This is a genomic window from Streptomyces sp. MBT65, from assembly GCF_016612545.1.
Lineage (GTDB): Bacteria > Actinomycetota > Actinomycetes > Streptomycetales > Streptomycetaceae > Streptomyces.
Genome location: NZ_JAENRY010000246.1, coordinates 1 through 21,581 on the forward strand (window position 1 = coordinate 1; position 21,581 = coordinate 21,581).

General features: G+C 71.0%; 20 protein-coding genes. 5 read left to right on the top strand and 15 right to left on the bottom strand.

Annotated elements, in window-relative coordinates; all coding sequences use genetic code 11:
• Window positions 1-163: 163 nt before the first annotated feature.
• From JHN63_RS38195 to JHN63_RS38205, 3 genes are all read right to left on the bottom strand, one after another.
• Window positions 164-1,150 carry an ABC transporter ATP-binding protein gene (locus JHN63_RS38195; protein ID WP_374222980.1) on the bottom strand — a complete coding sequence of 329 codons (987 nt, stop codon included), beginning with the start codon at window positions 1,148-1,150 and terminating at the stop codon, window positions 164-166.
• Window positions 1,151-1,248: 98 nt separating this feature from the next.
• Window positions 1,249-1,920: an ABC transporter ATP-binding protein gene (locus JHN63_RS38200; protein WP_234478323.1), complete on the bottom strand. Its 672-nt coding sequence runs from the start codon at window positions 1,918-1,920 to the stop codon at window positions 1,249-1,251.
• A gap of 154 nt (window positions 1,921-2,074) precedes the next feature.
• Entirely contained in the window at window positions 2,075-2,749 is a 675-nt protein-coding gene (locus JHN63_RS38205) for a TetR/AcrR family transcriptional regulator (protein ID WP_234478321.1), read from the bottom strand.
• Window positions 2,750-2,921: 172 nt separating this feature from the next.
• On the opposite strand from JHN63_RS38205, the gene JHN63_RS38210 reads away from it, so the two are divergent.
• Window positions 2,922-4,394, top strand: coding sequence for an MFS transporter (locus tag JHN63_RS38210; RefSeq protein ID WP_200689705.1), 1,473 nt, complete (start codon window positions 2,922-2,924; stop codon window positions 4,392-4,394).
• 69 nt (window positions 4,395-4,463) lie between these two features.
• Here the strand turns inward: JHN63_RS38210 and JHN63_RS38215 are convergent, their stop codons facing one another.
• On the bottom strand, window positions 4,464-5,387 hold the full coding sequence (locus tag JHN63_RS38215) for an LLM class F420-dependent oxidoreductase (RefSeq protein ID WP_200689706.1): 924 nt from the start codon (window positions 5,385-5,387) through the stop codon (window positions 4,464-4,466).
• Between the two features lie 248 nt (window positions 5,388-5,635).
• On the opposite strand from JHN63_RS38215, the gene JHN63_RS38220 reads away from it, so the two are divergent.
• Window positions 5,636-5,812: a hypothetical protein gene (locus JHN63_RS38220; protein ID WP_200689707.1), complete on the top strand. Its 177-nt coding sequence runs from the start codon at window positions 5,636-5,638 to the stop codon at window positions 5,810-5,812.
• 104 nt (window positions 5,813-5,916) lie between these two features.
• Here JHN63_RS38220 and JHN63_RS38225 read toward each other — a convergent pair whose 3' ends face one another.
• The 4 genes from JHN63_RS38225 to JHN63_RS38240 form a co-directional block, all read right to left on the bottom strand.
• Complete coding sequence (locus JHN63_RS38225; protein ID WP_200689708.1) at window positions 5,917-6,387, bottom strand: DUF6099 family protein; 471 nt, start codon at window positions 6,385-6,387, stop codon at window positions 5,917-5,919.
• A gap of 191 nt (window positions 6,388-6,578) precedes the next feature.
• Entirely contained in the window at window positions 6,579-6,905 is a 327-nt protein-coding gene (locus JHN63_RS38230; protein WP_200689709.1) for a nucleotide pyrophosphohydrolase, read from the bottom strand.
• Complete coding sequence (locus JHN63_RS38235) at window positions 6,902-8,149, bottom strand: AAA family ATPase (protein ID WP_200689710.1); 1,248 nt, start codon at window positions 8,147-8,149, stop codon at window positions 6,902-6,904. The genes JHN63_RS38230 and JHN63_RS38235 overlap by 4 nt, the downstream gene beginning before the upstream one ends.
• A 98-nt stretch (window positions 8,150-8,247) precedes the next feature.
• Window positions 8,248-8,643, bottom strand: a complete 396-nt coding sequence (locus tag JHN63_RS38240; RefSeq protein WP_200689711.1) for a cell division protein SepF — start codon at window positions 8,641-8,643, stop codon at window positions 8,248-8,250.
• A gap of 198 nt (window positions 8,644-8,841) precedes the next feature.
• Between JHN63_RS38240 and JHN63_RS38245 the strand changes: the two genes are divergently transcribed.
• Together JHN63_RS38245 and JHN63_RS38250 are read left to right on the top strand one after the other, a co-directional pair.
• On the top strand, window positions 8,842-12,930 hold the full coding sequence (locus JHN63_RS38245; protein WP_200689712.1) for a bifunctional nitrate reductase/sulfite reductase flavoprotein subunit alpha: 4,089 nt from the start codon (window positions 8,842-8,844) through the stop codon (window positions 12,928-12,930).
• 198 nt (window positions 12,931-13,128) lie between these two features.
• Window positions 13,129-14,805 carry a hypothetical protein gene (locus JHN63_RS38250; protein WP_200689713.1) on the top strand — a complete coding sequence of 559 codons (1,677 nt, stop codon included), beginning with the start codon at window positions 13,129-13,131 and terminating at the stop codon, window positions 14,803-14,805.
• 7 nt (window positions 14,806-14,812) lie between these two features.
• On the opposite strand, the gene JHN63_RS38255 is transcribed toward JHN63_RS38250, so the two are convergent.
• On the bottom strand, window positions 14,813-15,325 hold the full coding sequence (locus JHN63_RS38255; RefSeq protein WP_200689714.1) for a YceI family protein: 513 nt from the start codon (window positions 15,323-15,325) through the stop codon (window positions 14,813-14,815).
• 113 nt (window positions 15,326-15,438) lie between these two features.
• Here JHN63_RS38255 and JHN63_RS38260 point away from each other — a divergent pair, with 113 nt between their 5' ends.
• Entirely contained in the window at window positions 15,439-15,930 is a 492-nt protein-coding gene (locus JHN63_RS38260) for a MarR family winged helix-turn-helix transcriptional regulator (protein ID WP_200689715.1), read from the top strand.
• A 37-nt stretch (window positions 15,931-15,967) separates the two neighbouring features.
• On the opposite strand, the gene JHN63_RS38265 is transcribed toward JHN63_RS38260, so the two are convergent.
• From JHN63_RS38265 to JHN63_RS38290, 6 genes are all read right to left on the bottom strand, one after another.
• Window positions 15,968-16,567, bottom strand: a complete 600-nt coding sequence (locus JHN63_RS38265; protein WP_307782077.1) for a sigma-70 family RNA polymerase sigma factor — start codon at window positions 16,565-16,567, stop codon at window positions 15,968-15,970.
• 120 nt (window positions 16,568-16,687) lie between these two features.
• Complete coding sequence (locus JHN63_RS38270) at window positions 16,688-17,353, bottom strand: hypothetical protein (protein ID WP_200689716.1); 666 nt, start codon at window positions 17,351-17,353, stop codon at window positions 16,688-16,690.
• 95 nt (window positions 17,354-17,448) lie between these two features.
• The gene (locus tag JHN63_RS38275) at window positions 17,449-18,123 is read right to left on the bottom strand and encodes a 4-carboxy-4-hydroxy-2-oxoadipate aldolase/oxaloacetate decarboxylase (RefSeq protein WP_200689717.1); all 675 of its coding nucleotides are present in this window, start codon (window positions 18,121-18,123) and stop codon (window positions 17,449-17,451) included.
• Between the two features lie 9 nt (window positions 18,124-18,132).
• Window positions 18,133-19,350: an aspartate transaminase gene (locus tag JHN63_RS38280; protein WP_200689718.1), complete on the bottom strand. Its 1,218-nt coding sequence runs from the start codon at window positions 19,348-19,350 to the stop codon at window positions 18,133-18,135.
• Between the two features lie 4 nt (window positions 19,351-19,354).
• Window positions 19,355-20,098 carry an SDR family oxidoreductase gene (locus tag JHN63_RS38285; RefSeq protein ID WP_200689719.1) on the bottom strand — a complete coding sequence of 248 codons (744 nt, stop codon included), beginning with the start codon at window positions 20,096-20,098 and terminating at the stop codon, window positions 19,355-19,357.
• A gap of 73 nt (window positions 20,099-20,171) precedes the next feature.
• Window positions 20,172-21,482: an MFS transporter gene (locus JHN63_RS38290; RefSeq protein WP_200689720.1), complete on the bottom strand. Its 1,311-nt coding sequence runs from the start codon at window positions 21,480-21,482 to the stop codon at window positions 20,172-20,174.
• Window positions 21,483-21,581: the final 99 nt, after the last annotated feature.

The following is a 21,581-nucleotide window of genomic DNA, read 5'->3' on the forward strand; positions in this document are numbered from 1 at the left end:
GCCCAACCCGCCCTGCACACCGACTACTCGCTGACCCTCGCCCTCGTCGCCGGCGTGACCGCGCTGATCCTGGCCGCCGCGGCGACCGAGACGGTCCTCGCCCGCAGGCGCCGCCTGGGGGCCGTCCTGCGGCTGACCTGAACTCCTCTCGGTAACCGACCAATTACTCGATGCCGTCCGCCTCGGACTTCGCCCGTCGCGCAACCTCGTCGGGCCATACGCCGATGTGGTCGGTCTCCAGAGCCAGCCGGACCCGCTTGCGCAGGTGCAGCCGCTCGGTGAACTCGCTGGGCAGTTGGAGGCGGCCGCTCGCGTCGAGTACCGCGTACTCCTCGGCGGTGAGCACCTCGACACCGTCCTCGTCGGTGGCGACCCGGCGCAACACCTCGGTCGAGGTACGGCCGTTGCGGATCCGTACGGTGCGCTGGACCTGCTCGGACACCAACGCGTCGTGGGTGACGACGATCACGGTGACGCCCAGTTCCTCGTTGGCCCGGCGCAGCGCCGCGAAGACCTCGTCGCTGGTGGCCGTGTCGAGTTCGCCGGTGGGTTCGTCGGCGAACAGCACCCGGGGCTCGTTGGCGTTGGCCACGGCGACCGCGACCCGCTGCTGCTCACCGCCGGAGAGCGTGTCGGGGGTGCGGTCCCGGCAGTGCCCGACGGACAGCAGGTCGAGCAACTCCTCGGCCCTGGCCCGCCGTTGGGCACGCTTGATCCCGGTGTACGTCATCGGCAGCATCACGTTCTCGGCCGCCGAGAGATACGGCAGCAGATTGCGGGAGGTCTGCTGCCAGACGAACCCCACCGTGCTCCGGCGGTAGTTCAGCCGCTCACGGCGCTTCATCGCCAGCAGGTCGTGTCCGGCGACCTCGGCGGCGCCCGCGGTGGGCACGTCCTGGCCGGAGAGGATGCCCAGCAGGGTGGACTTGCCGGAGCCGGAGGCGCCGATCACCGCGATCATCTCGCCCTGGGCCACGGCCAGATCGAGGCCCTGGAGGGCCTGCACCTCGACGCCCTCGGTCTGGTAGATCCGCACCAGGTTCTCGCAGACGACCAGCCCCTCCTCGCGCCGCGGCACCGCGGCCTCGGCGGCCCGGCGCCGCAGCTCGGCCAGGTCCGGTGCCCCGGTGGGCTGTTGGTGAACTGCCACACGGTCCCCCGAGGAGGTGAGGTCTGAGGAGATGAGAGGTCTGGGGATAACGATGTCGAACAGCGGCCAGGGTAGCCGTAGCCGCCCCGCCGGTGCCGTCAGTCGTCCCCGACGATCCGCCCGTCGCGGAGTTCGAGCACCCGGTCCGCCAGCGCCAGGAGTTGGGTGTCATGCGTGGCGACCAGCGCGGTGACGGACTCGCTGCGGACGACGGCGCGCAGCAGGTCCATCACGGTGAGTCCGGTGTCGGCGTCGAGCTGGCCGGTGGGTTCGTCGGCGATGATCAGGGCCGGGTTGTTGGCGAGCGCGCGGGCGATGGCGACCCGCTGCTGCTGGCCGCCGGACAGCTCGCCCGGCCGCTGGTCGGCGTGGTCGGCGAGGCCGACCAGGGAGAGCAACAGGCCGACGCGGGCCTCGCGTTCGCGGGCCGGGACCTTCCGCAGACGCAACGGCACCCCGACGTTCTCGGCGGCGGTCAGGATCGGGATGAGGCCGAAGGACTGGAAGACGAAGCCGATCCGGTCGCGGCGCAGCGCGAGCAGTTCGTCGTCGCCGAGACCGGCGAGGTCGGTGCCGTCGAGGGTGATCCGGCCGCCGTCCGGGGTGTCGAGGCCGCCGACCAGGTTGAGCACCGTGGTCTTGCCGGAACCGGATCGCCCCCGGAGCGCGACGAGTTCACCGCGCGGCACGCTGAAGGAGACCCCGCGCAGGGCATGGACGGCGGTGTCCCCGCTGCCGTAGGTACGGCGCAGGTCCTCGACCACGACCATCGCGCCGACCGGCGTCACGGCATCCGCGACGGCGCCCCGACCACTGGATCGCTCACTCACCCGCACTCCCCCAACCCGCCGTGCATCCGCACCGTACGGTACGCCCCGCCCCGGTCAACCACCGCGCGGGGCAGGTGAATCACCCCCTCGCCTGTCACGTCGACCCGGCCGCCAGCCGCTCCACCGTCGTGACCGTCTGGTCGAGGATCGTGTCGTGGAGGCGGGCGTGCGCGGCGGGCAGGCCGGCGAGGAGGGGCCGCAGTGCGTCCGCCGTGGGGCCGTCGGCGGGGGTGTCGTCGAGCAGGGCCGTCATCTCCTCGTCCGGTCTGCGGTAGCCCTCGTAGACGGCGTGGCCGAGCATCGTGGACGAGATGAGCGTGACGGCGAGGGCGAGGTCCTCGGCGGAGAGGCCGGCGGGGGTGAGGATCTCGCGCAGCCGGGTCAGGCCGGGGATCCAGGCGGGGTGCCGGGTGGTCGTCATGTACGGCAGGAGCTGGGGGTAGGGGCGGAGGTTGGCCTGTCCGGCGCGCATCCAGGCGCGCAGCCGGTCGGGCCAGGGGCCGTCGGGGATGGGGTCGCGCCGCATGGCCTCCAGGACGTGGTCGGCGGTCGCCTGGAGGAGGGCGTCGCGGTCCGGGAAGTAGCGGTAGAGGGCCATGGGGGCGGCGCCGACGACGTCGGCCACGCGCTTGATGGTGAGGGAGACGTTCGGTTCGGCGAGCAGCACCTCGACCGCGCCCTCGACGATCCGCTCCCGCGACAACCGGGGCGGACGCCCCCTGCCCCGGCGGCCGGAAACCGTCGCCACCCGCGTCACCACCTGTGTCATCCGCCGCACCTCCGGGTCCGTGACAGCCGTGCCCGGACAGGGGGAAGGCTACCGCTCCGGCACTTCCCCACCCCGCCTCCACTCATTTTGCGTATGCCATACGAAAAACATGCCAGACTCGTTCCGTTCGGCCCGCTGTCGCCCTGTCGCCCGTATCGCCGGAGGCTTCGCCATGTCCGCGTCCGCCATCCCCTCCCCACCCGTCGAGGGGTCCGGGCCGTCCCGCTCCGGTGCCGTCGTCTGGGTCCTGGCGCTCGGCGGGATCACCGTCTCGCTGATGCAGACGTTGATCATCCCGATCGTGCCCGAACTGCCGAAGCTGCTGAACTCCTCGCCGTCCGACGCCACGTGGGCGATCACCGCGACCCTGCTCGCCGGTGCCGTCGCCAACCCGGTCGTGGGGCGGCTCGGGGACATGTACGGCAAGCGGCGGATGCTGCTGGTCAGCCTGGTGCTGCTGATCGTCGGGTCGGTGATCGGCGCGCTCAGCGACACGCTCGTGCCGATGATCGTCGGGCGGACCTTCCAGGGTGTCTCGATGGCCGTCATCCCGCTCGGCATCAGCATCATGCGGGACGAACTGCCGCCCGAGCGGCTGGGATCGGCGACCGCGCTGATGAGCGCCTCGCTCGGGGTGGGCGGTGCGCTCGGACTGCCGACGGCCGCGTTCATCGCCGAGAAGGCGGACTGGCACGTGCTGTTCTGGACGGCGGCGGTGCTCGGCGCCGTCGTCACCGCGCTCGTCGTGACGCTCGTGCCGGAGTCGGCGGTGCGCAGCGGCGGCCGGTTCGACGTGGTGGGCGGCGTCGGGATGTCGATCGGTCTGGTGTGCCTGCTGCTGGCCATCTCCAAGGGCGCGGACTGGGGTTGGGGCAGCGGCACGACAACGGGCCTGTTCGCCATGGCAGTTGCAGTGCTGCTGGTGTGGGGCTGGTGGGAGCTGCGTACCGTTCGGCCGCTGGTCGATCTGCGCACCACCGTGCGGCGCCAGGTGCTGCTCACCAACCTCGCGTCCGTGATGTTCGGCTTCGCCATGTTCGCGATGTCGCTGGCCGTGCCCCAACTGCTCCAACTGCCCACGTCCACCGGCTACGGCCTCGGTCAGACCGTGCTCGCGGCGGGCCTCGCGCTCGGCCCCTCCGGCCTGGTGATGATGGCGACGGCGCCGCTCTCCGCCCGGATCTCGGCGGCGGCCGGACCGAAGGTCACGCTGATGCTGGGCGCGCTCATCGTGGCCGCCGGTTATGGGCTGGGAGTCGTCATGATGGCCGCGGTCTGGCAGGTCGTGGTGGTGTGCTGTGTGATCTCCGCCGGGGTCGGTTTCGCCTACGGCGCGATGCCCGCGCTCATCATGGGGGCGGTGCCGTTGACCGAGACGGCCGCCGCGAACAGCCTCAACAGCCTGATGCGGTCCATCGGTACGTCCGCCTCCAGCGCCGTCGCCGGTGTCGTACTGGCACATATGACGACGTCCTTCGGCTCCCTCACCGTCCCCTCCCACAACGGCTTCCGCGTGATCATGGGCATCGGTTCGGCGGCGTCCCTGGCGGCCCTGCTGCTGGCCGCGTTCCTGCCGGGGCGGCGGGCGCCGGCGGACGCGGGGGTGCCGGCGGCGGCCAACGCGGCGGCGGGGGCGCGGAGTTAGGCCCGTTCGTTCCCCGGGAGCGCTGTGCGGGCGAGGGCCGACACCCTCGCCCGCACAGCGGCACGACGGCTACGACAACTGGGCCTGCACCTGGGCCGAGATCAGCTCCAGGTGGTCCAGGTCGGCGAGGTCGAGGACCTGGAGGTAGAAGCGCTCGGCGCCGATCTCGGCGTAGCGGCCGATCTTGTCGACGACCTCGGACGGGGTGCCCGCGAGGCCGTTCTCCTTGAGTTCGTCGACCTCGCGGCCGATCACGGCGGCGCGGCGGGCGACCTCCTGGTCGTCCTTGCCGACGCAGACCACCAGGGCGTTGGAGTACGTGAGGTCGTCGGCCTTGCGGCCGGCCGCCTCGACGGCGGCGCGGACCCGGCCGAACTGCCGCTCACTGTCCTCGATCGAGGCGAACGGCATGTTGAACTCGTCGGCGTACCGCGCGGTCAGCCTCGGAGTACGGCTCGCGCCGTGGCCGCCGATCAGTACGGGGATCTTCGCCTGCGCGGGCTTGGGCAGCGCGGGCGAGTCGGTCAGGTCGTAGTGCGTGCCGTGGAAGTCGAAGGTGGCGCCGGGCTTGGTCTCCCACAGCCCGGTGACGATGGCCAGCTGCTCCTCCAGGCGGGCGAACTTCTCCTTGGGGAACGGGATGCCGTACGCCTGGTGCTCCTGCTCGAACCAGCCCGCGCCCAGGCCGAGTTCGACCCGGCCGCCGGACATCTGGTCGACCTGGGCGACCTGGATGGCGAGGACGCCGGGGAGGCGGAAGGTGGCGGCCGTCATGAGGGTGCCCAGGCGGATGCGCCTGGTCTCGCGGGCGAGGCCGGCCAGGGTGATCCAGGCGTCGGTGGGGCCGGGCAGACCGTCACCGGAGCCCATGCTCAGATAGTGGTCGGAGCGGAAGAAGGCGTCGAAGCCCAGGTCTTCGGTGGCCTTGGCCACGGCGAGCAGGGTGTCGTAGGTGGCCCCCTGTTGGGGCTCGGTGAAGATACGCAGATCCATGCCTCCATCCTGCACGCCGGGGTGCCGGTCAACCCCACCGGTCCCTCCGGCCCCACTCGTCCCCGGTCGGGTGAAAATGCGTCAACCGTGCGCACGGGGGGCGCCCGCGCCAGTGACCGGCCCCGTTGATGATCGTTGGCTCGGGCGGAGCCGGACCGCCCGGATTCCCGCACCGGCGAGGCGACGTCGGGGCGTCACCCGCATCGGCCTCCTCCCAGGTGGGGAGGCCACGGGCCGAGGAGGCCGTCATGTCCGAAGAAGCCGTGCCGCAACAGGGCGGGCCTGCGCAACCGAAGGGGTTGTTGCAGCAGATGGAGGAGCTGATGGCGTCCTTGAACGCGGATCTGTCCGCTCTGGACGCGGACCTGCAGTCGGCCGGAACGACGGGGTCGGCACCCGCCGAGGAGGGCGGCACGATCAGCTGAGCTGCACACGGCGGCGGCCCGGTTCACCCACACCGACGGGCGGACCGGCTGCCCTCACGCAACGCCGAGTCACCCCGATTCCCCGCAGCGCCCGGCCAGTCGCACTACCCCGCTTCCTTCTCCGGTATCGACTGCTCCCGGTCCGCCAGTCTTCGGAGCATCTCCAGGACCCGGTCCCGGGACTCGTCCGCCGCGTCGATCGCTTCCATGCACTGCCAGTACGTGCCCTCGTCGTCCGCCGCGCAGGCGATGCCGACAAGGGCGATCCCCACCTCGCCGAGCAGGCCGCCCAGGCAGAGGAGGGCGAGGCGGGCGTCGCCCAGCTCCGTCAGCTGGGCCGCGCGTAAGTCCTCCAGCGCGAGGACCGGGGTGTCCAGCACTCCGCAGCCCCGGCCCGCCAGTTCGGTCAACCCCAGTGCCTCGCCCCGCAGTTCGGGCGGGCCGAAGACGGCGAGGCGGCTGCCGATCGCCTGGGCGAGGGCCTGCGCCTGCCACACCTCCGTCATGGTCTCCGGCACGCCGCCGCTCGCGGCCAGGGCGCGCCTGCTCGTCATGATGAGCCGCATCGCGTCCATGCCCTGCCCCCGTCATATCCCGACGCGCTGTTCGCACGTCCGCCCGAACTCCCTTGTCCACTACCCAGAGTGAGAGTCCTTGAGACGAAAAGCCAGAGGAAGGCGGAAATCTGTGGACAACAAATCGGTTGCGGACAGATGAATGACTCCGGAGAGTGAAAATGGACGCGCTCGCTCCCCCAAGTTGTCCCTTACGACCGCGGAAACCTGCGCTCGTTGCGGTCGATCTTCGCGTCCAGAGCCGCGAGCGGGTCGACGCCGAGGACCTCGCACAGTTGCAGCAAGTACGCGAGGACGTCGGCGACTTCGTCCCGCACCCGGTGCGCGGTGTCCGCGTCGTCCATGACCCGGACCGACTCCTCGGGGGTCAACCACTGGAAGATCTCGACGAGTTCGGAGGCCTCCACGCTGAGCGCGGCGACGAGGTTCTTGGGCGTGTGGTACTGCTGCCAGTTCCGCGCGGCCGCGAACTCGGCCAGTCTGCGCTGCAGTTTCGCCACGTCGAGATGTTCTGTCACGGGTCCAGGTGTACCACTGTGACCCCGTCGATCCGGGTGGCCCAGGACGCGTCGCTCACCGCGCCGACCAGCCGGATGTGGCCCCGCTCGCACATCCGCGCGGCGAGCCGCAGCAGTTCGGCCCGTTGCCGTACGTCCACGGCCCGGTCGAGGCCGTCGGCGAGGACGGTCAGGGTCTGCATCGCGGCCGGGACCTCGCCGGGCGGGTCGACCTCCAGGACACCGGGGCCGGTGAGCAGCACCAACGCCAGTGCCGCGTAGCGGAGTTCACCGTCGCCGAGCCGTTCGAAGCCGGTGCGCAGTCCGTCGCCCCGGTCGAGCACCGCGCGGAGCGTGCCGTCGCTCGACGGTTCAGCGAGGAGGTCGAGCACGGGTCCGGCGCACCCGGTGCGCACCGCCGTGACGAGCTGCCCGTGCCGGCGCCCGCACTCGGCGCGGGTGCGCCACAGCACGTCGGCGAGGTTGCCGCAGTCCCGCAGCAGCCGTCCGTCGCCGATCGGCACCGCCGCGCGCATCCGCTCGGGTGCCGGATCACAGGCGAAGACGGAGCGCAGGGCGACCACCATCTGCTCGGCGGCGGCGAGGACCTGTCGCTGTCCGTCCGTCTTGCCCGCGACACGCAACGGCAGCAGCGCGGTACCGAGCCGGTCGTCCGGCAGCGGTGCGCGGGTGACCGGTGACGAGCCCGCCGTGTGCCAGGCGGCCTGCACCGAACGTCGTGCCGGGTCGCGCAGCGCGGTCTCCAGGAGGACCAGGCCGCCGGACGTCAACCGCTCGCCCACGATGCGCAGTTCGGGCTCGGCCTGCACCGCGACGTCGAGCCGTACCGGACCCTCGGGCCCGTCCGCCGTGCACCCGATCCGGAACCCGCGCCGGCGCTGGGCATCAGGCCGGGCCCGCTCCGGGACACAGCTGACCGGGTCCGGGAAGACCTCCCCCACCTCGCCCCCGGCACCGAGCCGCGCGAGCGCCTCGTACGCCCGCAGCGCACTGGTCTTGCCGCAGCCGCTGGGTCCGGTGAGGAGGGTGAGCGGCCCGAGCGGGAATCCGGTGCCCCGGTGCGTGGCGAACGCCGACAGCCGCAGCTCCGTGAGGTGCGGTCGGTCGGGGGACGCCTCGATGTACCCGGGGTTCGTCCGGGGCGAGGCGGACTCAGGGGATCCCCCCTGCGGCGGCACGGACTCGGACGACCGGGCGGACGCGGAGGGATGGTGCGGCTGGGGCGCCTGTGCTGACACGGTCATATCCGGACCGTAGGCCTCCGCCGTCAGGCGAACCGTTCCGCCCCGGGGACCTTCCTACGATCGAGCGACGGGCGCGCTCACCTCACACACCGCTCACCTCACACACCCGGAACCCCCGCCCCCTCCATCAGCCCCCGCACTTCCGTACCGGGCGGTGTGAGCAGGAACACGTTCCGGTCGACGCGGGTCATCCCGCTGGACAGGCCGAAGACGACGCCGGTGCTGAAGTCCAGCACCCGCTTGGCGACGTCCGTCTCCGCGCCCGTGAGGTCGAGGAGCACCGGAATGCCCGCCATCAGGGTCTCCGCGACCTCGCGGGCGTCCCCGAACACGTTCACGCGCAGCACGACGAAGCGGCGGCGCGGCTCGGTCTCGGGCTCGGGTATCGCACGGTGGCTCACGGCGGACGGCCAGGCGTCGCGCCCCCGCAGCGGCACTACCTGGGCGAGCCCTTCCCACTGTTCGTCGGTGACATCGTGGCTGTTCACCGGCATGCTCCGTCCTGGGTCGCGCTGGCAGTCTGCATCCGCCAATTGTTGCGCACTGTCACCCGTTCGGCCCAACAGCGACACACTCCGCGACAAGATCGGGCGCATCTCACACCGGCCCCCGGCCGGTTGTGCAGCGCGCGTAACCCCTCATGATCGAGCCGCGTGACATCGGCGTAACGGGCAATTCGTACGGTCGACGGCATGACGACGAGCCTCCAGACGCAGCGGGTCCGCACGGTCTGCTCGTACTGCGGCGTGGGCTGCGGCATGCTGCTCGACGTCGGCGCGGGTCCCGACGGCAGGCCTGCGGTCCTCAAGGCGTCCGGCGACAAGGCGCACCCGGCGAACGCGGGCCGGCTCTGCACCAAGGGCGCCACCACGGCCGAGATGCTCACCGCACCGGGCCGGCTGACCGGCGCGCTGGTACGGGACGAGCGGGGCGCGGAGCCGGTGCCCGCACCCCTGGCCGACGCGATCGCCGAGACCGCGCGGCGGCTGCGGGGGATCGTGGACGAGCACGGGCCGGACGCGGTCGCCTTCTATGTCTCCGGTCAAATGAGCCTGGAGGCTCAGTACTTGGCGAACAAGCTGGCCAAGGGGTTCGTGCGGACGAACCAGATCGAGTCCAACTCCCGGCTGTGCATGGCGAGTGCGGGCGCCGGTTACAAGTCGTCGCTGGGCGCGGACGGGCCGCCGGGCTCGTACGAGGACTTCGAGCGGGCGGACGTCTTCCTGGTCATCGGCTCGAACATGGCCGACTGCCATCCGATCCTCTTCCTGCGGATGATGGAACGGGTCAAGGCGGGCGCCAAGTTGATCGTCGTCGACCCGCGCCGGACGGCCACGGCGGCGAAGGCCGATCTGTACCTCCAGATCGCGCCGGGCACCGATCTCGCCCTGCTCAACGGCCTGTTGCGGCTGCTGCACGAGAACGGGCACACCGACCCGGAGTTCATCGCCGCGCACACCGAGGGCTGGGAGGCGCTGCCCGACTTCCTCGCCGACTACCCGCCGGACGCCGTCGCCGCCCTGACCGGACTCGCCGAGGACGACATCCGTACGGCGGCCCGGCTGATCGGCGAGGCGGGCGAGTGGATGAGCTGCTGGACGATGGGCCTCAACCAGTCCACGCACGGCACCTGGAACACCAACGCCCTCATCAATCTGCATCTCGCGACGGGTGCCATCTGCCGCCCCGGCAGCGGGCCGTTCTCCCTCACCGGCCAGCCGAACGCGATGGGCGGCCGCGAAATGGGCTACATGGGACCGGGGTTGCCGGGCCAGCGGTCCGTACTGGTCGACGCGGAACGGGAGTTCACCGAGGAGGTGTGGGGCCTGCCGCCCGACACCCTCCGCGCGGACGGCGTCGGCCGGGGCACTGTCGAGATGTTCCAGAAGATGGCCGACGGCGACATCAAGGCCTGCTGGATCATCTGCACCAACCCGGTCGCCTCCGTCGCCAACCGACGGACCGTCATCGAGGGCCTGGAAGCAGCCGAGTTCGTCGTCACCCAGGACGTCTTCACCGACACCGAGACCAACGCCTACGCCGACGTCGTCCTCCCCGGCGCCCTGTGGACCGAGTCCGAGGGCGTCCTCGTGAACAGCGAACGCACCCTCACCCTCGCCCGCCCGGTCGTCGCCCCACCCGGCGAGGCCACGGCCGACTGGCGGATCATCGCGGCCGTGGCATGCGCGATGGGCTACGAGAAGGGCTTCTCCTACGACAGCGCGGAGCAGGTCTTCGACGAGATACGGCAGTTCTGGAACCCGGTGACCGGCTGGGATCTGCGCGGGGTGACGTACGAGCGGCTGCGGTCCACGCCGGTGCAGTGGCCGGCCGCCGAGGTGGACGGGCCGGACCGCAACCCCATCCGGTATGTGGGCGGGGGTGAGCTGCGGTTCCCGACGGCCAGTGGGCGAGCCGTCTTTCACGCCCGACCGCACATGCCTGCCGCCGAACTGCCCGACGACGACTACCCGTTCGTGCTGAACACGGGACGCCTTCAGCACCAGTGGCACACGCTCACCAAGACCGGCAAGGTCGCCAAGCTCAACAAGCTGAACCCCGGGCCCTTCGTGGAGCTGCATCCGCTGGACGCACGGGAGTTGGGGATCGCGGAGGGCGACTCGGTGGAGGTCGCGTCACGGCGGGGGCGGGCGGTGCTGCCGGCCGTGGTGACCGACCGGGTGCGACCGGGGGGTTGCTTCGCGCCGTTCCACTGGAACGACCTCTTCGGCGAGTATCTGAGCGTCAACGCGGTGACGAACGACGCGGTGGACCCGGTGTCCTTCCAGCCGGAGTTCAAGGTGTGCGCGGTGTCGCTGGCGAAGGTGGCGAGTGCGGCACCGGCACCGGCTCCAACACCGGCTCCGGAGAAGGCTCTTGTGCCGGCCTCGGTGGTCCCGGGCGGGAATCCCTTCGGGCTCGATCCCACTCCGCCGCCCGTCCTCACCGCGCGGGAACGCCTCTACCTGACCGGCTTCCTCGCGGGGATCGAATCCGGCGCCCCGGGTGTGCCGACGCTTCCGCCGGACGCGCCCTTCGGTGCCGAGCACGCGGTGTGGGTGAACGGCGTGCTGGCCGGGATGTACTCGCGGTCGACGCCCGCTCCCCCGCCCCAACAGCCGCACCCCGGGCGGCAGATCGTCGTCCTGTGGGCCTCGCAGACCGGCAACGCCGAGGAGGTGGCGGCGGCCACCGCCGAACGGCTGGGCTCGGCCGGGCACCGGGCCTCGCTGGTCGGCATGGACCAGGCCGACCTCGGCACGCTCCCGGCCGACGCCGATCTCCTCTTCATCACCAGCACGTTCGGCGACGGCGACGCCCCCGACAACGGCTCCGGCCTCTGGGACACGCTCACCGGCGAACAGGCACCGCGCCTGGACGGAGTGCGGTTCGCGGTGCTCGCCCTGGGCGACTCCTCGTACGACGACTTCTGCGGGCACGGGCGCCGACTGGACGCGCGGCTGGACGAGTTGGGCGGGGTGCGGCTGGCCCCGCGCACGGACTGCGAGCCGGACTTCGAGCCGTCGGCGGACGTCTGGCTGGGCCAGGTGATCACGGCGCTGGGCAGCGATTCGGTCGTGGAAACGGCCACCGAGCCGGTCACGGAAACGGTTGTCCCGAAGCCCCCTGCCCGTACATCCAGGCCCGCCCCCGTCACCGCCCGGCTCGTCGGCAACCGGCTGCTCAGCCGGCCGGGCGCGGGCAAGGAGGTCCGGCGCTTCACCTTCGACACCAGCGGCACCGACCTGACGTACGAGACCGGTGACGCACTCGGTGTGCGGCCGGTCAACTCCCCCGCCCTGGTGGAGGAATGGCTCACCACCACGGGGACCGATGCCACAACGGTCGTAGAACTGGATGGCGTTGGGGAGTCCAGCTTCGGTGAGGCGCTCCATCGGCAGTTGGACATCACCCGTATCACCCCCGATCTGCTGCGCTTCGTGGCCGAACGGACGCGGGACGACCGGGCGTTGCGCAGGCTGTTGCGGCCCGACAACAAGGACGGGCTGGCGCAGTGGAGTTGGGGGCGGCAGGCGGTGGATGTGCTCGCCGAGTATCCGGTGCGGGCGGGGGCCGAGGAGTGGGCCGGGGTGTTGAAGAAGCTTCAGCCGCGCCTGTACTCGATCTCCTCCAGCCCGCTGGTCGACCCGCACAGCGTCTCGTTGACGGTGTCGGTGGTGCGGTACGAGAGTCTCAACGGGCGTCCGCGGGGCGGGGTTTGCTCGCCGTTCCTCGCCGATGCCGATATCCGTGCCGATGTCGATGCCGCGGCGGGGACCCCCGTGCCGGTGTTCGTGCAGCGCTCGCCGCACTTCCGGCCGCCCGCCGATCCGGCGACGCCGATGGTGATGGTCGGGCCGGGCACCGGGGTCGCGCCGTTCGTCGGTTTTCTTCAGGAGCGGCGCGCGCTCGGGCATCCCGCGCCGAACTGGCTGTTCTTCGGGGAGCAGCACCGGGCGACGGACTTCTACTACGAGGAGGAGCTGACGGAGTTGCTGGACGGGGGCACCCTCGCGCGGCTCGACACGGCGTTCTCCCGTGACCAGCGCGCCAAGGTGTACGTACAGGACCGGATGCGGGAGCACGGGCCGGAGTTGTGGCACTGGTTGCGGGAGGGCGCCCACTTCTATGTGTGCGGGGACGCCTCGCGGATGGCGAAGGACGTGGACCGGGCGTTGCGGGACATCGCGGTCGCGCACGGCGGGCTGGACGAGGCCGAGGCGAGTGCGTATGTGAAGCAACTGGCGGCGGCGAAGCGGTATGTGCGCGATGTTTACTGAATGAACTGATGGCCACGGCCGATTGAACAAAGCCGTTCGAGTTTGCCCCATTTAGGCCATGAAGGGGGCTTCTTACCGGTCTCACACCCGAATCATCAGGACTTCGGCCACCCGGCTCACCAGCTGCGATTAGCGTCCTCTGCTGTGCACTTGGCAGAAACGCAACAGGTGACACCCGGCCGGCGGACACAGTCGGCGGTGTCCGCCCCGGAACCTCCCGCGCAGTGGCACCGCATCCTCACCCTGCTCGCCGACATCAGTCTGTTCATCGGCGTCCGGCCGGTATGGACGCAGGCGGCCAGCCACCGGCTCGTCGTGGCGGCGGTCGTCTGCCTCTGCTACGCCTCGATCCTGGTGTGCGGGGTGCTGACCCTGGTGGTCCGCCGGGCCCGCTCGCTGGCCCGGATCGATCTCGCCGTCCTGGTGACCGCGGTCCTGCTGGCGCTGTCCGCGTGGTCCGTGTTCCACACCGGCGGCGACGAGGCGGTCCTCACCACGCAGGCCGCCAAGGAACTGGTCGCCGGACACCCGATCTACGGCCAGCCCTGGCCCTGGCTCTTCCACACCGGTCAGGGCGTCGCACTCACCCCGACGGTGACCGGCGGCTACGACTACACGTACGGCTATCCCCCACTGGAGACCCTGCTCACCGCACCCCTCCTGTGGATCGGTCACGGCGGCGCCCCCGCGACGGCCGTCGCGACCGGCGCGCTCATCGCGGCGGCGATCCTGATGTGGCGACTGCTGCCCACGCAGTGGCGCTCGGCCGCCACCATGGCCTGCCTCGGCCTCGGCCTTCTTCCCACCTACGGCCGTCAGGGCTATCCCGCCGTGCTCGCCATGGCGTTGCTGGTGCCGGTGGTGATCCGCTGGCCCCGGATCGGCAGGGGCGGCCGGCTCGGCCGCGCCGGGATCGCCCAGGCCGCGTGTCTGGGGGCGGCCTGCGCGGCGCAGCAACTCCCCTGGTTCCTCACGCCGTTCCTGCTCGCCGGGATCTACGCCATGCGGCGCGGTGAACTCGGCGCCCGCCAGGCCGCGTTGCTGCTGTCACGCATCGTCGGGGTCGCGGTCACCGTATGGCTGCTGATCAACACGTACTTCATCGTGCACGAGCCGGGCACCTGGCTGCGGGGCATCGCGCTGCCGCTGACGCAGGGCGCGGTGGTGCACGGCCAGGGCCTGGTGGACATCTCGCTGTACTTCACGAACGGCAGCGACCGGCTCGACTGGTACTCCCACGCGAGCATGCTGCTGGCGGCGGGCCTGCTCGCCGTGTTCGTGCTGTTCGTACGGCGGTTGGGGCCGGCGGCGACGGTGCTGCCCTGGTGCGCGTTCTATCTGGCGACGCGTTCGCAGGACGGCTACTACCTGCTGATGACGCCGTTGTGGCTGGCGTCGGCAGTCACCGCGCCGATCGCCGAGTTCCGTGACGCGTGGCAGCCCCGCCCCCGGCTGCTGTCCGGTCCGCACCGCCGCCAGGCCCGAGTGGCGGCGGCCGTCCTGCTGGTCACGCCCGCGCTGGCGGGCGCCGCCGTGGCGGCGACCGGGGCACCGCCGATGACCATGGAACTCACCGGAGTCCGGCGCGCGGTGCCCACGGTCGTGACCCGGCTGACGATCCGGGTGACCAACGCGTCCGGCACCGCGCTCACCCCGCACTACACGCTCACCACGGGCCAGGGCATGAGCAGGTTCTGGTCCCAGGTGGGCGGTCCGGCGACGCTGCCCGCGCACAGCACGGAGACCATCGAACTCCGGCCGCCCGACGGGACGTTCACCCTGCCGCACAAGCAGGTCCGGATCCGGGTGCGGGCCTTCACCGCCACCCCGCAGACGCTGTCCAGTTCGGACATCCGGCTGCGGCTGCCGGACTGACGGTCCGTCAGGCCGCGGTGCGCAGGAAGCGGAGCGTGGTGGTGACGTTCGTCCGGCCGCGCAGCATGCCCAGTTGGTTCCAGCCCAGGCCGAACTGGTCGCGGTCCACGGAGAATTCGGCGTCCAGCGTGAGCGCCTCGCCGGTCGCGTCCTTGAGGCGGGCCGTGAAGGTCTGCGGACGGCTGATGCCGTGGACGGTCAGCTGACCGACGATGTGGACGGTGTCGCCGGTCAGCTCCGCGCTGCGCACCGCGAAGGTGATCTCCGGGAACTTCTCGACGTCGAACAGGTCGGCGGAGCGCAGGTGCTTGTCGCGCTTGGCGTTCTTGGTGTCCAGGGAGGCGGCGTCCAGGGTCAGGGTGCCGACCGCGGAGCCGTCGCCCCGGACCTCGCCCTGACCGCTGAAGGCGCCGAAGGTGCCCTTCACATTGACCAGGCCCCACATCGTCTTGTGGCTGATGCCCACGGTGGAGGCGGCCTGGTCGAGCTGCCACACCCCGGTCTCGACGGCGACGGTCATGATCTCTCCCACTTGGTTCCGGTAGTCCAAATTTGAATGAGCCTTACGCTAGCCCATCATCCAAATATGGACAACCACTTCTCCAAAATTGGACAACAGGTAGACTCGACACCATGGCCGACCCCGCTGAGATCCCCGCCGACCAGCCCCAGTGCCCGTCCATGTCCGGCGACGGACTGCTCCCGCCCGAGCTGCGCGCCTGGATGCTGCTGCTGGCGGCGACGGGCTCGGTGGAGCAGGAGCTGCGCTCGGTGGTGAAGGGGAACCTCGACGTCTCGCACGACGAGTTCCTGGTGCTGTGCCTGCTGGCCGAGCAGCCCAAGGAGGGGCTGCGGATGACCCGGATCGCGGAGCTGCTGGGCCGGCCCAAGACCCGGCTGACGTATCAGATCGCGTGTCTCCAGCACGCGGGCCTGGTCACCCGCCAGTCCGTCTGCGGCGACAAGCGCGGCATCGAGGTCGCCCTCACCGAGAAGGCCCGCCAGCTCCTGCGCGAGGCCTCGGGATCACTGGCCGAGACGGTCAGGCGGGGGCTCGTGCAGTTCGTGGGCCGGGAGCAACGGGCCGCGTTGAACGCGCTGTTCCCCGATCTCGCGGCCAACTGACGGGGCGGGCGCCGCTGTCGGCACCCGCCGTCGTCGGCTACAGGGCGTACGAGGCGCCCTCGTCGGCCAGTTGGTCCACGAGCGTCGCGCGGGCGCGGGCCACCCGTGAACGGACCGTCCCCACCGGGCAGTCGGCGAGTTCCGCCGCCTCCGCGTAGGGCAGGCCCAGGAGTTGGGTGAGGAGGAACGCCTCACGGCGCTCGTCCGGCAGCAGGGCCAGCAGGTCGAGCAGCGCCACACCGTCGTCGAAGCCGGGCAGGCCCTGGGGCTGGGCGAGTTCGACGGCGAGCTGCCAGTCCTGGACGTCGGACAGCCGCGGGCGGACGGCGGCATGGCGGTAGCTGTCGATCACCGCGCGACGGGCGATGGACAGCAGCCAGGTGCGGGCCGAGGAGCGGCCCTCGAAGCGGTGCAGGCTGCCGAGCGCGCGCAGGAACGTGTCCTGTGCGAGATCGTCGACCGCCTGCGGGTCGGCGCAGAGGTGGGCGACATAGCGCAGGACGTCGCGGTGCAGGGCGCGCACGAGGTGGTCCACGGCGGCGGGGTCGCCGTGGCGGGCGGCGAGCGCCCAGTTGGTCAGCGACTCGTCGCTCGACTCCATGGAATCGGGCGGCGCGGGCAGGGCAGGAGTGATCACCTGGAGTCCTTCTCGGTCATCCGTGAAAGGGGGACCGGCCGTCCCGCGGCGCCGGGAGCGGCGCGGGGGTAGGGCCGAGGCCCGAGGCACGCAGGAGCGGCCCCGGGATGCCGGCTGTCGTCAGACAGCTGTCCCCAGGGGTGGACCCCGAGAGGTGATCGCGTGGACGAGGAGGAGCAGCCGCGGCGCCCGCTCGGAACGGGGGCGGTGCGGCCGGAACCGCGGCCGGTGCGGCGGAGCGGGGAGCGCGAGCAGCAGTCGTAGCGGAGCCGCGAGGCGGGTGGCCACGGCGCGGAGGAGACGGAACGCGGCGCGCTCGCCGTGGGCCAGCCACAGGCCGCACAGGAAGGCGGCGAGGAGGTGGGCGGTGAGCATGCCGGGCGAGGACGTGCCGCCGGCGATGGGGTTCGCCGACATGTGCGCCATGTCCATGGAGTCCATGGAGTCCGTGGAGGACATCGAGTCCATGGCGCTCATGTGCATGGAGCCCATGTCGGCGGACCCCATGTCCATGGACATCCGCTGCCCGGTCGCGGGCTGCGCCAGGGAGAACGCCGAGTGGAGGGCGGCCTGGGTGGCGACGACGAGGGTCACGATCAGCGGGAGGCCGCGTTCACGGCCCGCCACGGACCAGGCGGCGACACCGGTCACGGCCAGTCCGACGGCCAGTGCCCATCCGGGAACGTGGCGACCGGACATCAGAACGTGCCCCAGGGCGGCGAGCACCACACAGACGGCCGCGAACATCGCGGACCGTACTGCGCGAGCACCCCACCCTGCCGTCATGGCGCCTCATCCTGGCATCCCGAACCCGGCTGTCAGCGAGGGGTACGGAAATTTCGGGCGCGGTACTCAACGGTGGCGGTTGGCGTCGACCGGTCCTACTCCTCGATGACCAGGCCCTTCGCCGCTAGCACCGGGGCGAGGCCGCACATCTCGATCACCGTTCGGCCCGCGCGGTAGGCGGCGATGAACCCGGCCTCGGCGTCGACCCTTTCCTGCGAGGCGGTGGCCGCCTCGGCCGCGTCCTCCCGGCGGACGATCACCACACCGTCGGCGTCGGCGCGCACTATGTCGCCGGGGCACACGAGTACGCCACCGATGGTGATGGGCTCGCACATGGGGCCGACGGTCTCCTTGACCGTGCCCTTGATGGAGACGCTGCGGGAGAAGACCGGGAAGCCCAGGGCGCGCAGGTCCTCGGTGTCGCGGACGCCGGTGTCGGTGACCAGGCCGGCGAGGCCCTTGGACTGGCAGGCGTTGGCGAGGACGTCACCGAAGGAGCCCGCCTCCTCGTAGGCACCGGCGGACACGACCACGACGTCGCCCGGCCGGGCGTAGGCGATGGCGGTCTGGAGCATGAGGTTGTCGCGCGGGGCGCACTGGACGGTGAAGGCGGGGCCGCACAGGGACATGGTGTGGTCGACCGGCTTGATCGCCGAGTCCAGCGCCCCGAGGCGGCCCTGTGCCTCGTGGACGGTGGCCGAGGAGAAGGCGCTGAGCTGCTTGACGACGGCGGGGTCCGGCCGGTCGAACTTCGTGCTGACGCGGATCATGACGACCTTTCAGACAGTGGGTGCGGCTGACGTCAGTTCGGCGCACGCCGTCGCTATGCGCTCGCACGCCTCGGTGAGTACGTCCGTCGAGGTGGCGAAGGAGATACGGAAGTAGCCGGGCGCGCCGTACGCGGCTCCGTGGATCACCGCGACCTGTCGGCTGTCGAGGAGGTGACGGGCGAAGTCCTCGTCGTTCTCGATCCGGGTGCCGGCCGGGGTGAACTGGCCCATGGCGCCTCGGCAGTTGACCAGGACGTAGAAGCCGCCGTCGGGGACGGTGCAGCCGAGTTGCGGCACGTCGTTGATGAGCTTGACGGTCTCGTCGCGGCGGGCGCGGTAGACGCGCACGGTGTCCTGGACGAAGTCCTGCGGTCCGGCGAGCGCGGCGGCAGCGGCGGCCTGGCTCACGGAGGAGGGGCACGAAGAGGTCTGCGACTGGAGGGTGTTGATCGCGGTGACCAGGTCCGCCGGGCCGACGCCGTAGCCGATGCGCCACCCCGTCATCGCGTACGTCTTGGAGACGCCGTTGGTGAGGAACACCCGGTCGGCAAGGGCCGGTTCGACGGCCGCGAGGGACGGGGCGTCTTGGTCGCCGTACCAGATTTCGTCGTAGATCTCGTCGGTGAGGACGCCGACGTGCGGGTGGGCCAGCAACACCTGGGCGAGGGCGCGGAGTTCGGAGGTGGTGTAGGCGGATCCGGTCGGGTTTCCCGGGGTGTTGAGGACGACCCAGCGGGTGCGCTCGGTGATCGCCGCCGTGAGGCGCTCCGGGGTCAGCTTGAAGCCGTCCGCCTCGGGGCAGTCGACGATGACCGGGGTGCCGTCGTTGGCGCGGACCATGTCCGGGTACGAGACCCAGTACGGGGCGGGTACGACGACCTCGTCGCCCTCGTCCAAAGTGGCCATCAGGGCAAGGAAGATGACCTGCTTGGCGCCGCCGCCGACGGTGATGCGGGAGTCGGTGACGTCGATGCCGTGGCGCTCGCGGAGTTTGCCGGTGATCGCAGCGCGCAGGGCCGAAGTGCCGTTCACCGGCGTGTACTTGGTCTCGCCCGCCTCGATGGCCCGGATCGCGGCGGCCTTGACGTGGTCGGGGGTGTCGAAGTCGGGCTCGCCCACGGTGAGGTCGAGGATGGTGAGGCCCTGGCTCTTCAGCTCGCGGACACGCTGGGCCGCCGCCGTGCTGGGCGAGGGCTTGATGCGGCGGAGCCGCTCTGCCGTCTTCATGTGATCAGCCCTCCCTGCGCTCGAAGTTGAGGCCGCCGGGCACCTGGAAGGTGGGGAGGATCTCGATGTGGCCGATGTTGACGTGCCGGGGCGCGTCGACGGCGAACTCGATGGCGTCGGCGATGTCCTCGGGCTTCAGGGACTCGTAGCCGTCGTAGAACTCGCGCTGGGCTGCCTCCATGTCGCCCAGCAGGCGGCCGAAGATCTCCGTCTCCACACGGCCGGGGCAGATCTCGCTGACGCGGACCCGGCGGCCGTAGCCGTCGACGCGGAGCTGGCGGGAGAGGGTGTGCACGGCGGCCTTGGTGGCGTGGTAGATCGTGTTGCCGCCGAAGTTGTAGACACCGGCGATGGAGCTGATGTTGACGATGTGGCCGAGGTCGCGCTCGACCATGCCGGGCATGAGCAGGCGGACCAGGTGGAGGACGGCCTGGATGTTGACGGCGATCTGTTCGTCGACGGCGAACTCGTCGGCGGTGAGGATGTTGCCGGTGCGGGAGACGCCCGCGTTGTTGACGAGGACGTCGATCTCCAGGCCGTCGAGGACGGCGGTGAGCGCCTCGGTGTCGGTGATGTCGACGGCGTGCGGGACGCAACCGGTCTCGTCGGCAAGGGTGTTGAGCCGGTCGGCGTTGCGGGCCACGGCGTGGACCTCCAGGCCGCGCTTGGCGAGCCGTTCGACGACCACGGCTCCGATGCCGGTCGACGCTCCGGTGACGAGGGCCGTCCTGTAGTCGGAGATGGGCATGCTGAAGTGCTCCTTGCTGTGCGGGGTGGGGGGTGCGACGGACGTGCGGGTGCGGGGAGTTCGTGTGGGGCTTTCAGGCGTCGCGCAGGGGCAGGTGGGCGCGGTCCTTCACCTTGGACACCGCGAGGAGGGTGCCCAGGGCCGTGATGACGGCGTAGAAGGCCGGCATGTTGACGTTGCCCGTGCGGTCGATGAGGTACGTCATCAGGAGGGGGGCCGTACCGCCGAAGAGGGCGGAGGAGACGTTGTAACCGAGGCCGTAGGCGGAGTAGCGCACACGGGTCGGGAAGAGTTCGACCAGGAGGATGTGGATGACGCCTGTGTGGCCGGCGAACACGACTGCCATGACGCAGGCGCCGATCACGGCGAGGCCGACGTTGCCGGTGCCGATCAGCAGGTAACAGGGGATGCCGACGATCGCCATCGCTACGGCGGCTCCGGCGAGGACCTTCTTGCGGCCGACGCGGTCGGAGAGGCGGCCCATGTAGGGGATGGCGACACAGATCGCGACCAGGCTGGAGGCGGTGACGAGGAGGCCCTGCACCTTGCTGAAGTTCAGCTCGCTGCTCATGAAGGTGGGCATGTAGCTGAACAGGACGTAGTAGCCGGAGCCGTTCATCAGGGGGATGAACAGGGCGAGCAGCATGGCGCGGCGGTGCTCGGCGGAGGCGAAGGCCTCCTTGAGGGGGTTCTTGGAGAGGCCGTCCTCTTCTTTCAGGCGGGTGAAGTTCGGGGTGTCGCTGATGCGCTTGCGGATGTAGATGCCGGCGATGCCGAGCGGGACGGCGAGCAGGAACGGGATGCGCCAACCCCACGACTCCATACGGTCGTTGCCGAGTCCGCTGGTCATCGCGGCGGCGACGAGTGTGCCGGTGAGCAGGGCGAGGAACGAGGCGATCTGCGCGTAGCTGGTGTAGAGGCCGCGCTTGCCCTCCGGGGCGTGCTCGGCGAGGAAGCTCATCGCGCCGGAGGCCTCACCGCCGACGGAGAAGCCCTGCGCCACGCGGAGCAGGATCAGCAGGGCGGGGGCGGCGACGCCGATGCTGGCGTAGCTCGGCAGTACGCCGATGGCCGCGGTGGCGGCGCTGATCAGGAGGATGACGAAGACCAGCATGCGCTGGCGGCCGATGCGGTCGCCGAGGTGGCCGCAGATGACGGCGCCGAGGGGGCGGAAGAAGAAGGAGACGGCGTAGCCGAGGAAGACGAGCTGGACGGCGTTGTCGGAGCCGGGGAAGAAGACGGCGGCGAGGGAGCCGGCCATGAAGCCGAAGATGCCGTTGTCGTAGAGCTCGGCGAAGATTCCTACGCAGCCGGCGAGGGTGACCTTGCGGGCGGTTCTGGGGTCGACCGTGTTGGGGACGGGTTGAGCGGCCACGGTACTCATGGCGTCTCCTGTCTGGGGAGGGGGTTGCGGTGAGGGGCGTTACGACTCCGTGCGGGGTGCTTCCAGCGGGTGAGCGGGGGCTGGTGAGCGGGGTGAGAT